The 13,177-nt window shown below is 47.4% G+C and carries 12 protein-coding genes; 4 read left to right on the top strand and 8 right to left on the bottom strand.

Annotation, left to right across the window (positions count from 1 at the left end; all coding sequences use genetic code 11):
* Nucleotides 1-20 precede the first annotated feature (20 nt).
* On the bottom strand, nt 21-320 hold the full coding sequence (locus tag KXJ70_RS11195; RefSeq protein WP_219043587.1) for a DUF1330 domain-containing protein: 300 nt from the start codon (nt 318-320) through the stop codon (nt 21-23).
* Nucleotides 321-647: 327 nt separating this feature from the next.
* Here KXJ70_RS11195 and KXJ70_RS11190 point away from each other — a divergent pair, with 327 nt between their 5' ends.
* The 4 genes from KXJ70_RS11190 to KXJ70_RS11175 all read left to right on the top strand — a co-directional run bounded on the left by KXJ70_RS11190 (nt 648) and on the right by KXJ70_RS11175 (nt 6,336).
* Entirely contained in the window at nt 648-1,805 is a 1,158-nt protein-coding gene (locus tag KXJ70_RS11190; protein WP_255558407.1) for an acyl-CoA dehydrogenase family protein, read from the top strand.
* 51 nt (nt 1,806-1,856) lie between these two features.
* Nucleotides 1,857-2,648, top strand: a complete 792-nt coding sequence (locus tag KXJ70_RS11185) for an SDR family NAD(P)-dependent oxidoreductase (RefSeq protein WP_219043586.1) — start codon at nt 1,857-1,859, stop codon at nt 2,646-2,648.
* Nucleotides 2,649-2,676: 28 nt separating this feature from the next.
* Complete coding sequence (locus tag KXJ70_RS11180; protein WP_219043585.1) at nt 2,677-3,936, top strand: acetyl-CoA hydrolase/transferase family protein; 1,260 nt, start codon at nt 2,677-2,679, stop codon at nt 3,934-3,936.
* Nucleotides 3,937-4,116: 180 nt separating this feature from the next.
* Nucleotides 4,117-6,336 (top strand): TonB-dependent receptor, encoded by a 2,220-nt coding sequence (locus KXJ70_RS11175; RefSeq protein WP_219043584.1) that lies wholly within the window; start codon nt 4,117-4,119, stop codon nt 6,334-6,336.
* Nucleotides 6,337-6,542: 206 nt separating this feature from the next.
* Here the strand turns inward: KXJ70_RS11175 and KXJ70_RS19670 are convergent, their stop codons facing one another.
* From KXJ70_RS19670 to KXJ70_RS11145, 7 genes are all read right to left on the bottom strand, one after another.
* Nucleotides 6,543-6,890 (bottom strand): DUF8371 domain-containing protein, encoded by a 348-nt coding sequence (locus KXJ70_RS19670; RefSeq protein ID WP_500814679.1) that lies wholly within the window; start codon nt 6,888-6,890, stop codon nt 6,543-6,545.
* A gap of 69 nt (nt 6,891-6,959) precedes the next feature.
* On the bottom strand, nt 6,960-7,175 hold the full coding sequence (locus KXJ70_RS11170; RefSeq protein WP_219043583.1) for a hypothetical protein: 216 nt from the start codon (nt 7,173-7,175) through the stop codon (nt 6,960-6,962).
* A 69-nt stretch (nt 7,176-7,244) separates the two neighbouring features.
* Nucleotides 7,245-8,003, bottom strand: coding sequence for a DUF8370 family protein (locus KXJ70_RS11165; protein ID WP_219043582.1), 759 nt, complete (start codon nt 8,001-8,003; stop codon nt 7,245-7,247).
* Nucleotides 8,004-8,065: 62 nt separating this feature from the next.
* Nucleotides 8,066-8,851: a 3-methyl-2-oxobutanoate hydroxymethyltransferase gene (gene panB / locus KXJ70_RS11160; RefSeq protein WP_219043581.1), complete on the bottom strand. Its 786-nt coding sequence runs from the start codon at nt 8,849-8,851 to the stop codon at nt 8,066-8,068.
* 462 nt (nt 8,852-9,313) lie between these two features.
* Complete coding sequence (locus KXJ70_RS11155; RefSeq protein WP_219043580.1) at nt 9,314-11,596, bottom strand: arylsulfatase; 2,283 nt, start codon at nt 11,594-11,596, stop codon at nt 9,314-9,316.
* A gap of 108 nt (nt 11,597-11,704) precedes the next feature.
* Nucleotides 11,705-12,103: an MAPEG family protein gene (locus tag KXJ70_RS11150; RefSeq protein WP_219043579.1), complete on the bottom strand. Its 399-nt coding sequence runs from the start codon at nt 12,101-12,103 to the stop codon at nt 11,705-11,707.
* A gap of 52 nt (nt 12,104-12,155) precedes the next feature.
* Complete coding sequence (locus tag KXJ70_RS11145) at nt 12,156-13,160, bottom strand: NAD(P)-dependent alcohol dehydrogenase (protein WP_219043578.1); 1,005 nt, start codon at nt 13,158-13,160, stop codon at nt 12,156-12,158.
* Between the last annotated feature and the right edge of the window lie 17 nt (nt 13,161-13,177).

Here is a 13,177-nt window from a genome sequence, read left to right as displayed (position 1 = left end):
TCTCAATCCCAAAATTTATTTTAGCTTGAAACACCGCTGACTAATAAAAGCTCGGTGTCCACATCGCTTATTTTTCGCAACTCAATCATCGGCTGATAATCAGGGTCTTGGTACCACTGCTGTGCGTGTTCTACTGATGGGAATTCGATCACTACAACTGCGCTAGGCGGAGTGGAGCCACCTTCTAACTGATCAACTTGTGCAGACTTTACGAGATATCGACCATCGTGTTTCTTCACTAGCGCCTCAGTAACCTCTTGATACTGTTTATACCAGCCCCAGTTTTTCACCTGTAATTGACCAAGAAGATAGACAGGCATAAGAACCCCACTGCAATTAAGACTGCGTAAATTCTAGTGCTTAATGACTTTCAGGTTGAACTCGCTTTCGCTTAGTGAAAAACACCTTCTAGCGAAATCGATACCGACCTCTCGCGTGACCTTATAGTAAGGCGAGTTAAACCTGAGCACCCATGACTCTAGAATTTTCAACTAACGATAAGCAGCTTCTACGTTTAAAAATTTCCTAATACGGCATTTACAATCCACAAAATCAGTATGAATTCGCGATTAACACTAGCAACATTAACCTCAGTATCGCGCTGAAATGATCTGTGTGAATACATTCAAAACAATAGCGGGAGTGATATGAATAACAGTCTGACTATGCCGATTGAGCGCACCATTTTCTGTGACGAACAGAAAATATTCAGGCAGTCTGTCCGCCGATTTATGGAGGACGAGATCGTCCCCAATATGGAAGACTGGATGGCACAGGGCTATGTCAGCCGCGAGGTTTGGCGTAAAGCAGGCGAGCTCGGTATGCTTTGCACTACTATTCCAGAAAACTACGGCGGATCGGGTGTTTGCCGCAAATACAGCGCCATCATTATTGAAGAGCAGCAGTACGCCAATTCCGTCGGGCCAGGGTTTGCGATGCACTCGGAGATCGTCGCCTGCTACATAAATCGCCTGGGGACAGAAGAACAAAAATCAAAATGGCTGCCAAAAATGGCGCGCGGCGAAGTCATTGGCTCATTGGGTATGACCGAGCCGGGGGCCGGATCTGATCTCAAACAAATAAAAACAAAAGCCATCCGCGACGGGGACGAGCTAGTGATCAACGGCTCTAAAACCTTCATTACCAATGGCTACTTAACCGACTTGATCATCCTGGCGGTAAAAACAGACTCTGACTCCGGTGCTAAGGGCATATCTCTCGTTCTCGTAGAAGCTAATCGGGAAGGGTTCACCAAAGGATCTACCTTAAACAAAATAGGCCAAAAGGCGCAGGACACTGCTGAGCTATTCTTTAATAACGTTCGCGTGCCAGCTTCTAATATTTTAGGTGAGCCTGGCCTAGGCTTTCAGTACATGATGGAAGAACTCGCATGGGAAAGACTCATTATCGCCATCCGCGCTATCGCCGGCGCCGAGGCCGCACTGAGCCATACCATCGACTATGTAAAAAATCGCCAGGTCTTCAATAAACCACTTTCCGATTTTCAAAATACCAAATTCAAATTGGCAGAATGTAAAAGTGAAACCCAGATTGGTCGCGTCTACATTGATAACTGCCTTGAATTGCTCGTCGCAAACAAACTAGATGCAGAGGCATCCGCCATGGCCAAGTGGTGGTGCACGGAACTGCAAAATCGCGTCATAGACACCTGCCTACAATTACACGGCGGCTATGGATACATACTTGAATATCCCATTGCCAGAGCGTGGATAGATGCTCGTCCGCAAATGATTTACGGCGGCACTAACGAAATCATGAAAGAGATCATTGGCCGCAAGCTCTAGGCTGCCCACCATCTGAAATTCATAAAAGAAATTATTGAACAGGAAACTATTATGAGTGACTCACCACAAGTAGCACGTTCGAGAACCGACTTCCCAAAGGGTGTGGCGGTTGTGATCGGCGGCAGCGGGGGTATCGGCAGCGAAATTTGTAAAGGCTTATCAGAAGCAGGCGCAAACATCGTCTTTACCTACCGCAATAATAAAGACAAGGCAGCAGCTGTGAGCAGCGCTGTGCAAGAGCTTGGCGGCAATGTGGCAAGCTACCCCTTGGCAATCGAACACGAACAAGAGGTAAATGATTTTTTTGCAACGGTGATTCAGAAGTATAAACGGATTCACACCATCGTCAATGCCACCGGCTCCAATATACCGATGATGTTCATCAATCAATTATCGCCAAGCAAATGGCGCGAAGTGATGAACAACGATGCCAACGGCTTCTTTAATATTGTCCACGCCTCACTCCCGCATTTGCGAGAACACGGCGGCTCCTATGTTGTCATCAGTACTGCCGGCTTATCGCGATGGCCCAACCGAGACATCCTTTCGGTCGCGCCTAAAGCAGCGATAGACGCCTTAATAACAGGTATTGCACGGGAAGAAGGTAAATTCGGTATTCGCGCCAATACCGTGGCCCTGGGTCTAATTGATGCAGGCCTGTTCCAGCGTATGCGCGGCACGGAATACAGCGAAGAGTACGTCGAAGCTGCTATCAGAAATTCCTCATTAAAGCGCCTCGGCACGGCAGCAGAAGTCGCAGACGCAGTCGTCTTCTTTGGATCGGATCGCGCGCGCTTCGTTACCGGACAAACCCTGGTCCTTGATGGCGGCTTTAGTCTCTGAGCATATATCAAGGAACGATGGCGAAAAAATGACCAAATTAATCAGCCCCATACAAGCGAGCAAGTTGCTAGCACCTGGCAGCACCGTGTTTGTTCAGGGTGGTATCGGTGAGCCAACATCTCTGCTAAATGCCTTGGCCAGCAACCCATCTGCGGGGGAAGGAGTTAACTTTATTTCTGTCATGGTTCCTGGCGTAAATAACTATCTGCCAACAGCCTTTCACGAGACAGCCACTTTCAATACTTTCTTCGTATTTGGCGAACTAAACTCATCATTGCAGTCAGGTAAGACAAAATTCCTTCCTCTCCACTACAGTGAAATCATTCGTTACATTGAAGCACTGCCAACGATTGATACGGTGCTGATTCAAACCAGCGCGCCTGATCGCAATGGCCAGTGTAGCCTTGGTCCGACCGTAGATTTTGTACCCGCTCTGCTTGCTCGTGCCAACACCGTAATTGCCGAGATAAATAGCGCTATGCCTCGCACATACGGCAGCCCGAGTATTGCATACCGCGATATACACTACGCGGTGGAAGCGTGTCACACGCTGCCCACGACAGCGGATTATAAGGCATCGCCAGAAGCTGACCGCATAGCTCGCAATGTCGTCAACCTGATCGAGAACGGCGACACCCTTCAGTTTGGCATCGGCAATATACCGGACGCTATTTTAAGTATGTTATCCAGCCATCGAGGCTTGGGAATACACAGCGGAATGATCACCAAGGCGGTAGCTAATTTAATAGACTTAGGTGTCTTCACCGGCGAGAACAAAGCCATCGATATCGGCGAACATATCACCGGATTTGCGCTGGGCGATGAGCCATTTTACCAGTGGGCGGCAAACTGTAAGTCGCTAAAATTTCGCCCCGTTTCTTACACCCACGACATACGCATTATCTCAGCGTTAAAAAACTTCGTGTCCATTAACTCCGCCGTTGAGGTTGATTTGTTTGGTCAGGTTAACGCCGAAATGGTCAATAATAAGCAGATTAGCGGCACTGGCGGCGCACTGGATTTTATCCGAGGCGCTCGCCTATCTCGCAATGGACGGTCGATCATCGCACTGCCCGCAACCGCGGCCAAAGGCATACAATCAAGAATCACAGCACGACTAGGTGATCAATCAATTGTCAGCATCCCACGCACAGATGTGGACTACGTCGTTACAGAGTACGGCATAGCGAGCCTTGCCTATAAGTCAACTGTAGAGCGCGCAGAGGCTCTGATAAATATTGCCGCGCCCCAGTTTAGAGATGAACTTGCCGCCCAATGTGAGAAGTAGTCATTCAGTCACGCAAAAGCAAAAAGCATTCCCAAAGCATATTTCGCCAGCTACCATTCTAACGAAAATTAATGCGACCTAAATGCGAGCTTTAAGTAAGCAGAACTTATTAGAACTTGCTGATAATCTCTAAAATCTAGAGTACACCTTCTAACTATAATATTTTAATGGGCAATCAAGATGATAAAAAACAGATCCGTAACGAATATCGCTCTGTTGACGGCAGTGACAGGGCTATCTCTCTCAGCAACACCAGCTTATTCTCAGGACGACACCAAGTACACAATCGAAGAGGTGATTGTTACGGCGCAAAAACGCCAGGAATCATTACAGGATGTAGGTGCTTCGATAACCGCTGTCACTAGCGAAAAATTGAATGACTACCAGGTAGTCAACGTGCTAGATCTTGAGTCATTTTCGCCAAATGTGTCAATAGGGACTGACTTCGGAACCGCAAAAATATTCATTCGCGGCATTGGCTTGGTCAGTAATTTCTTCGGCATAGACCCTTCCGTTGCCCTCCATGTAGACGGCGTAGTGGTTTCACCCGGACAAGCCCAACTCGGCGTGTTTTACGATTTAGAGCGGGTCGAAGTACTTAGGGGGCCACAGGGCAGCCTCTACGGCCGTAACTCTACCGGCGGCTCAATCAATCTCATCACCAATAAACCAACTGAAGAGACGACGGGCTACATCCATACCACCCTTGGCAACTACAGCTTAATAACCACCGAAGCAGCGATTGGCGGAACTATTATCGACAATAAACTATTGGGACGGATTGCCTTGAAAGCCAATAAGCGAGAAGGCTATGGCGAGAACGAACTCTTCGCAACGGACATCGACGATGCAAATCAACTTTCCGGCCGTATCCAACTTGAGTATAGAGCTGCTGACAACCTAAACATGCTCTTGTCGGGTTCAAGACAGCGAGAAGACGATAACGCCTACGTACTGCATTTCATCGAAACTGACGGAACGAACAATCCCGCCACACTACCGCCCATCGGTTCTACCGGCTTAACAGCGGACAACCCACGTAACATCCGCTCCAACTATGCGCCCGCTTTTAATATACGTAATTCAGACGCCTACAATGCAACTATAAATTGGGATATCGACGACCAATTAGCGGCAACCTCGATTACTGCTCACCGCACCTTTGACTCGGTAAACATCCAGGATATGGATGCATCGTTAATTCCAGGATTAAATGTATATAATGCCCGCGAAACTGAATCGTTCTCACAAGAGTTTCAACTGCATTTTAGCGGCGATAAAACGGACGGCTTAGTTGGCGCTTACTACTATAAAGAAAAACTAAACGCTAACTCGCCACTAGGATTAGATCCTGTCGGTGTTAACGGACCTCCAGATGCGATCGTACGTGTAAAAGGTGTTATGGATGTAGAAGCATCAGCGCTTTTCGCAAATTTTAACTTTTTCCTTTCCGAAGCATGGTCGCTAACACTAGGTGGTCGCTACAGTGTTGAAGAACGTAAAAAATCAGATCAGTTCACTACCCCTGGCGGAACGATACCTTTTGCAGACGACGGTGATTGGAACGACTTTACCGTCGATATAGGTGTCGAGTATCAACCCGTTGAGGACATCAACCTTTACGCTAAATTTTCTCAGGGATTCAAAAGCGGTGCTGCAAACCTCGGTCAGATTTCAGCGTTTGTCGACCCTGAAGAAGTTGATGCGTTTGAAGTTGGCGTTAAAGGCCTATTCCTTGATAGAACTCTAAGCCTAAGCGCTGCCGCTTTCGTCTACGATTTCACTAATATGCAATTGGGCAAAACAACCCCCGCACCAGGTGGCGCCTTTGGTTCCAAGCTCGAAAATGCCGGTGAATCAGAAATCATGGGCGCAGAGGTGGAGCTAAGCTGGGTAGCATCGCGCGATCTACGCATTAACGCTCAGCTCGGTTACCTCGACACTGAAATAAAGGAATTTACTTCAGTTAACGAGCTAGACCCATGCGCTGGTGGTACAGCAGGCTGCGATCCAAATGACTCAAGCACTTTTATAACTCAACAGTTCGCTGGTAACGAGTTAGTACAAGCACCGGAACTTACCGCAAATATAAATGGTGAATATGATTTCAATCTCGAAAGCGGCGACATAATTAGTGTTAATGTCGGTGCATATCATAGAAGCCGCATCTATTTCTCAGCATTCAATACCGACAATATGAGCGAAAATGCCATCACTACCTATAACGCAAATGTTAAATTCCGTCATCGTGACGAAAAACTCTCTCTGAGCATATGGGCGAAGAATATAACTGACGAAGAGTACTATACCTCTAAATTTGCGGTATCCACCTCGTACTCCATCATGGGTACACTCGCTCCACCATCGACTTACGGCGTGACCGTAAACTACGATTTCTAATCCAGGTTTATTTACGTCTCTTTTGGGCCAATATTTATTGGCCCCTTTTTATTCGCAGCCGGCGGTTTCTTAGCAGTTTAAATATGTCATTAGGGCTTCGATGGAACTAATGGCTGGTTATTACCGAATATTGAAACCAGTATTATTTTAACGCTCGCGTAGTAGGCGCGAACTTGTGATCGCCCTAATTGATGCGCTTGTTAAATTCATTTTGCATTGGAGCCAGAGGGCTTATTGGTAGCTCTAGCATCGATTAAAATGAGCTCCTTACCTTGACTCAACTCCAATTCTTTGAGCGCCTTCAAAAGTTTCTCTAATTCTGAGTCAGTAAAATAGAGAATAACTTTTATGGGTTTGTTCGTCTGATTGGCAGACTTGTATACCTCGACTTGCTTTGCAAGATTCTGTTTCAGCTTACTGTTGCTAGCTAACTTAAATTCAACGAGCGTGCTGTCTTTTGAACCCCTAGATATTTTGTAGTCCACGGGGCCGCGACCATTATTCACTTCGGCGTTTACATCTTCTTCTGCTGCGTACCAAGTTAGACGGAAAATTAGTTGTAAATCAGATTATCGCTTTACGGGCTCTCCTTTTACATAGAAAAGACGATATCCATCGTTATTTTATATGACCTGCTTTAGAAACATAACTCGATTGTAGGCCTCATCAAAAGTATCACCCTTTTGAGAGTAGAAAGTTATCTGTGCTCGAAGCACTTCAACTAAATTAGTAACCTGCCGTATAAAGATGGCTTCGGTTTCTTTTACTTTTTGTTCGCTTAGTGCTACAGCCTCATCGCCATGATCTTCTTTGTATCTAACATAATGATCAATTAGCACAGGGAATTTCAGAAGCGTTCTAGATATTGCCTTATTTATTTCTCTTTGATTTGCGCGCTCCGGTATCTGTCATAACAGATATTCATTAATTTGAGCTCGCAGCTCAATATTTGCAATAGACTCCGCTATCTCGTCAAAGTCACCAGTGATGTCATACTTGTTAATCCATGCTTCGTCCTTAGTAAGAATATCTTTTGGAGTGAGTAAAACGAAATCGCCGTCTATAAATGGCAAGTTATATCTCTTGGAGATCCATCTTCGAGTTTGATAGTCAAACTTTGCATGTTTTACACTAACTTCCTTACACTTCGACTTATCCAAATATTCCTTTGCAAAATTCTGGGTGTATATGCACAGGTAACCTTTTATCAAATTCGTTGTAAAGTCACTGATTGAGTCTTTACCCACACGATCCTTTACTAAGCATAGCTTTTCAAGATGACTGCTTTGCGTTATCTGTTCATTGCCAAAATCATTAAAGATAGAACTTAAATTGCTATTTAGTGCGCTAGCAAACTTAGCGCCCAATCCTGATCCACCATTACCTACTTTGCTATAGCCAAGCCAATTCTGTTTTACTTCTGGAAAAAGGAACCAGTGCTTTATCAGGCCTTTAGAAATAGTACCTTTATCTGACATTTCCCGTAGGAAGGTGATGTATTTAATTATTTCCTGATGAAGCTTTTGATACTCATCTTTCTCACTGCCAAACAGAAGAAATGGATCGATAAAGACAGGGAGGTCATTAATGAGAGATACATTGAATACACCATAAGCATCAAACTCATCTTTGGTCACCCCAAAATAGTCTGAAAAATAAATATTCACTCGATCCCTCTTTTTAGGCACCAACAGTGCGTAGCGTAGTTAGCGCCCCATTGACCACCTTATTAACTTCTGTTGGTACCAGTGAGTTGAATGATGTTGCTCGGAAACTTCATTGACTCAACCTCCTCGGAAAACTCGTTTGCCACTTTCAGAACCGTTTTACTGACGTACGCATACTGCTTCGAAAAAGGAGGCCAGTAATCACCGAGCCCCAGTGCATCGTTAATTACCAAAACTTGCCCATCACAGTCAGGGCCTGCACCGATACCAATAGTGGGAATAGACAAATACTCGGTAATCTCGCCTGCTAGCGAATAAGGGATATGTTCAAGGACCACCATGAATGCACCCGCATTCTCAATTGCTTGAGCTTCCTTTATGATTCTCTTCGCGTCCTCGCTTGACTGGCCGACTTGCTTGAAATTCATAGCCGTCTGGGGGAGCAAGCCTGTATGTCCTACCACAGGAATATTGTGTTTCACCAAGTACTGGATGACCTGGATATTGGGACCTTCCAGTTTCACGCTGTCTGCACCTGCCTGGATAAGCCGCTGCGCATTGGTAAATGCTGTTCCCGGGTCTACATCTGTACCGTAAGGCAAGTCACCTATTATATGGGTTTTCTTAGCACCGCGCCGCACAGCACCTATGTGGTATTCCATGTGTTCTATGGTGACATCGCGGGTGCTATCAAAGCCCATTTCAACCATTCCGACCGTATCACCAACTAGAATCACTGGAACCTCTGCTTTTTCGATACTTCTGGCAATCGGACAGGTATAGGCGGTCAACATAGGTATGGGCTTAGAGCCCTTCATTGCTATAAAATCTTGCGGATTTATCTTCATACCTTTCTCCTCCTGTGGTTGCAAAGAAGTTAATATTGTAATAACACGCATTCGAGTTTTGCCAAATTTGTTATATCGGCGACGCTAACGTAAATTACTAATTTAATGAAGATAATTTAAATATTCATACTAACGCGCGCCTCGATAAAACGAGCATAGCACGCTGGAAATACGAGCATAAATCTTCGCTCGGCGAAAATATACTATTCATTTACTACGGACCTGGGGAGTTTGAGAGAGCGACAAACCAGCTCCCAAGCAAAGCCGGTTTATCTGCTAACGAAGAGTATTGCCGACCCAGGTATAGCGGGAAAACTAAATTTGGCATGGCAGAACGTAAACCCTAGGCGTGAAGCGACAAGTGTAGAGTGTTAGTGCCATTAAGACTGGCTTGTATCGAGCTGGGCGAGTTTGAACTTGCCGCGAACTGCACCTACTGCAATATGAATGCAGCTAGCACATTCAACGCAACTCTACGTCAACTTGCTCTAGCACACCGCCAGTTAGGGGATACCCGATTGCAGAACCCGCAGGGTAATGGCCCGCCGGTGAACCGGTATCAACCCCAATATCAAACGTCTCGTCGATAGAGAAAAACGCCGGCGGTGTGGCCGGTACGTTTGCGACACCTTGCTCTTTGCCATTGACCAACAAACGCAAGGTGCCACCCTTTGCGTAGCCGGGGCCATCGTAGTTGAACACTACCCGAAGTTGGTGGGATCCATCCGTCAGAATCTGGTTAGCCGGGATTTTCACGCTCGCCACTTCGAATACACGGTATTCAAATATTGGTCGGCTATCCGAGTCTAAATATAGCGACCAGCCTGCGGTGGTGCCGCCGACGGTTGCTACTACGCCGCTTGGCTTTATGTCTTCAACGGTTAATGTGGCTTGCAACACCCATGATCGATTCATCATTGGCGGTGCCTGACTTTCTGGAATCCCCACTGCGCCGGCATAGTAGGTGAATAATGTTCGCCCGGCATTCAAGCGAGGCATTGGCGTACGCTCCTCGGATGCGTCACGCAATGGCAGAATGCCTACCCGTGCAGCTTCTTGGTTGAAGCGCGCCTGCATTTTCTTAAGCTTTTTGGGGTGGCTGGCTGCAAGGTCATGTGCCTGGCTAAAGTCCTTCGTCAGATCATAAAGCTCCCATCTGTCATCTTCTATGGCGCGTGAACGGCTTCCCATCGCAACCGTCCACGGCATTTTTCCGTGAAACGCCGAAGCCATCCAACCATCGTGGTAAATGGCGCGATTACCAATCACTTCAAAATACTGGGTGTGATGCACCTCCGGCGCATCGGCAGAGTCGAATGTGCTCACAAGGCTATTACCGTCCATAGCTAGCTGGAGCACACCATTGACTGTGTCAGGGGCGGCGATCTTCGCCGCAGCCAGAATGGTCGGGACGATATCGTTAACGTGTCCAAACTGGGAGCGCAGACCGCCCGCGTCGCGAATACCTTTGGGCCAGGTCACGACCATCGGATTGCGCGTGCCGCCCAAATGCGAGGCAATTTGTTTCATCCACTGGAAGGGAGTATTGCTAGCCCATGCCCAGGCCGCCGGGTAATTAAGGTAACTGTCGGCCGAGCCATAGGCATCGAGACGCTCAAGCTTCGTCTCTATCGGTTCAGGCAACCCTTGCAGCGCGCCCATGTAATTTACGCCACCTTGTAATCCGCCCTCACCACTACCGCCATTGTCACCAACGATGTAAATAAATAAGGTGTTGTCAAAACGGCCGCTGTCTTTTAAAGACTGCACCAGCTTCCCAATCTGGGCATCGGTGTGGGCAAGAAAGCCGGCGTAGACCTCCATCATGCGCGCCGCCACTTTGCGTTCATCCGCACTCAGACTATCCCACGCCGGCAAAAGATCGGGACGTGAAGTCAGGATGGTGTTTGCCGGGACAACACCGAGGGCTTTCTGACGTGCAAACACAGTTTTCCGAAACGCATCCCAGCCGGTATCAAATGCACCACGATACTTTTCAATCCAGGCGGGAGGTGCTTGATGCGGTGCGTGAGTGGCACCCGGCGAAAAATACACGAAAAAAGGTTTGTCCGGGGCGATGGACTGCTGCAACCGCATCCAACCCACAGCCTGTTCAGCGAGGTCTTCGCTTAAATGATAATTATCCCCGACGGGGCGGTGCACAGGCGTAGTACCTTCATACAGGGTGGGTTCAAACTGATCAGTCTCGCCACCGAGAAAGCCATAAAACTTATCGAAACCCGCCCCAGTCGGCCAACGATCAAAAGGCCCAGTGGGAGAGCTTTCCCAACTGGGCGTGAGATGCCACTTACCAAAAGCGGCGGTGCTATAACCATTCTGCCTAAGCACCTCCGCCACCGTTGCCGCGGCGGGGTTTAAAATCCCTTGGTAGCCGGGATAACTATTGGCGAGATTCATTACCGTGCCGACTCCCGCCACATGAGCGTCACGCCCAGTTAATAGCGCGGCACGCGTGGGCGAGCAAATTGCAGTTGTGTGGAAATGATTATACCGCAAGCCCTCATTAGCCAAGGCATCCAGCGTTGGAGTAGCAATAACCCCACCAAAGGTACTCGACGCACCAAAACCCACATCGTCTAATAACACCACTACAACACTGGGCGCATCTTGGGGTGGTTTCACCACGGGGATTTCAGGGGGTACTTGCTCAGCGTGTACCGGGAGTAGCCAAATAATAAAAATAACGACCACACAGAGCCGCGCAAACATAGGTAGTAATCTCATTCAATTTTCCATGTCTTGAACGCGAACAATGCCGCGTATAGGTAGAATATTGACATCTTTTTACGATAGTTATCGTAGCCCCGCATACGAAAGCAGAAGATTTGCACTTTACAAATTGACTGCCTTTAGGAAAAGCGCAACACACAGGCCCAAAGCCGCCAGATAGGTACCCAGGGTTCCCACTACTCTCAGAACATTGGGCTTGGCCAACGACGTGGGGAACAGCAGACCCGCCGCTGCCAGGTAACGTGATAGTGTCACTATTATCATGCACCACATTACCCACATAGAAATCGGCATTGTGCTTAGGATATAAATCAATATCGCTATGATGGGGGCGTATTCAGTAGCATTACCGTGGGCGCGGACTGCTTTGTATAAGCGATCTTCAGGGTCGGTCTTGTATCCGTACATCATGTTGGATTTTCCACGCGCCATGGACACCGTAAACGCCAAAGAGATAAGCAGAATAGCCAGTAGTGCAATACAGAGTAGTGGAATTGACATAGTAAATTCTCGTTATGAGGTTATTGTATTTAGCGCCGCGAACCCAAGCCAGTTATCGATGCTGCAACACCAGTCGGTAGTAAACTTTTTCATTTCTTAACTTAGCTATCGCATCGTTAATTTCATCGAAATAACACATTTCCACGACTGGCTTGATATCATGGCGCTGGAAAAAATCTAGCATTTTTACCATTGTAGACGGACTACCCACCATTGATCCCGACAGGGAAAGTTGAGCGCTCATTAAGTCCAGTGGCGTAAGATCCAGCGGTATCGCTGACGCGCCCACAAAATGTAAACGACCACGTGGCTTTAAGGTTTGCAGATACAAACGCCAATCTAGGGAAACGTCTACCGCAGAAATAATCAAGTCAAATTTTCCGGCCGCTGACGCGATTTGATCAGGGTCTTTCGAATTCAAGGTATGATGGGCACCGAGTGAATACGCCTCCTCTATTTTTTTACCGCTTGACGTAAACGCGGTTACTTCGCAGCCCCAGGCATTGGCGACTTGCAGTGCGAGGTGTCCCAAACCCCCGATACCCACAATTGCCACCTTGTCAGATGGCTTTATATTGAACTGCAAAAACGGATTAAATACCGTTACGCCTGCACAAAACATAGGGCCAGCTGAGCTCAGATCGATAGAGTCTGGAATAGCTACAAGACTTGCCTCTTCAGCGCGGACCTTATCGGCGAACCCACCATGACGCCCCGCCATGATCGGACGTGCCGCAGCACATAGATTATGATCACCGCTATTACATTCATCACATGCCAAACAGTATCCGGCATGAAAGCCTAGCCCGACGATCTGTCCGATTTGCAGAGATTTAACGCCGGCGCCTAGCTGCGAAACTCGGCCAACAATTTCGTGCCCGGGAACAAGTGGATATTGAGAGAAGCCCCAATCGTTATCAATCATGCCGAGGTCGGTGTGACAAATTCCCGCGTACAGAACGTCTAACTCAACTTCGGTAATACCCAATACTCCAGGATCATATTCAAACGCTTCGAGTGGTCCACCCGGTAACGATGCTGCATAGGCCTTTATCATCACAATTCCCCAATTTT

The sequence above is a fragment of the Zhongshania aquimaris genome (assembly GCF_019312595.1).
GTDB lineage: Bacteria > Pseudomonadota > Gammaproteobacteria > Pseudomonadales > Spongiibacteraceae > Spongiibacter > Spongiibacter aquimaris.
Note: the sequence above shows the minus strand (reverse complement) of the source record. Positions and strands in the feature narration are given on the sequence as shown.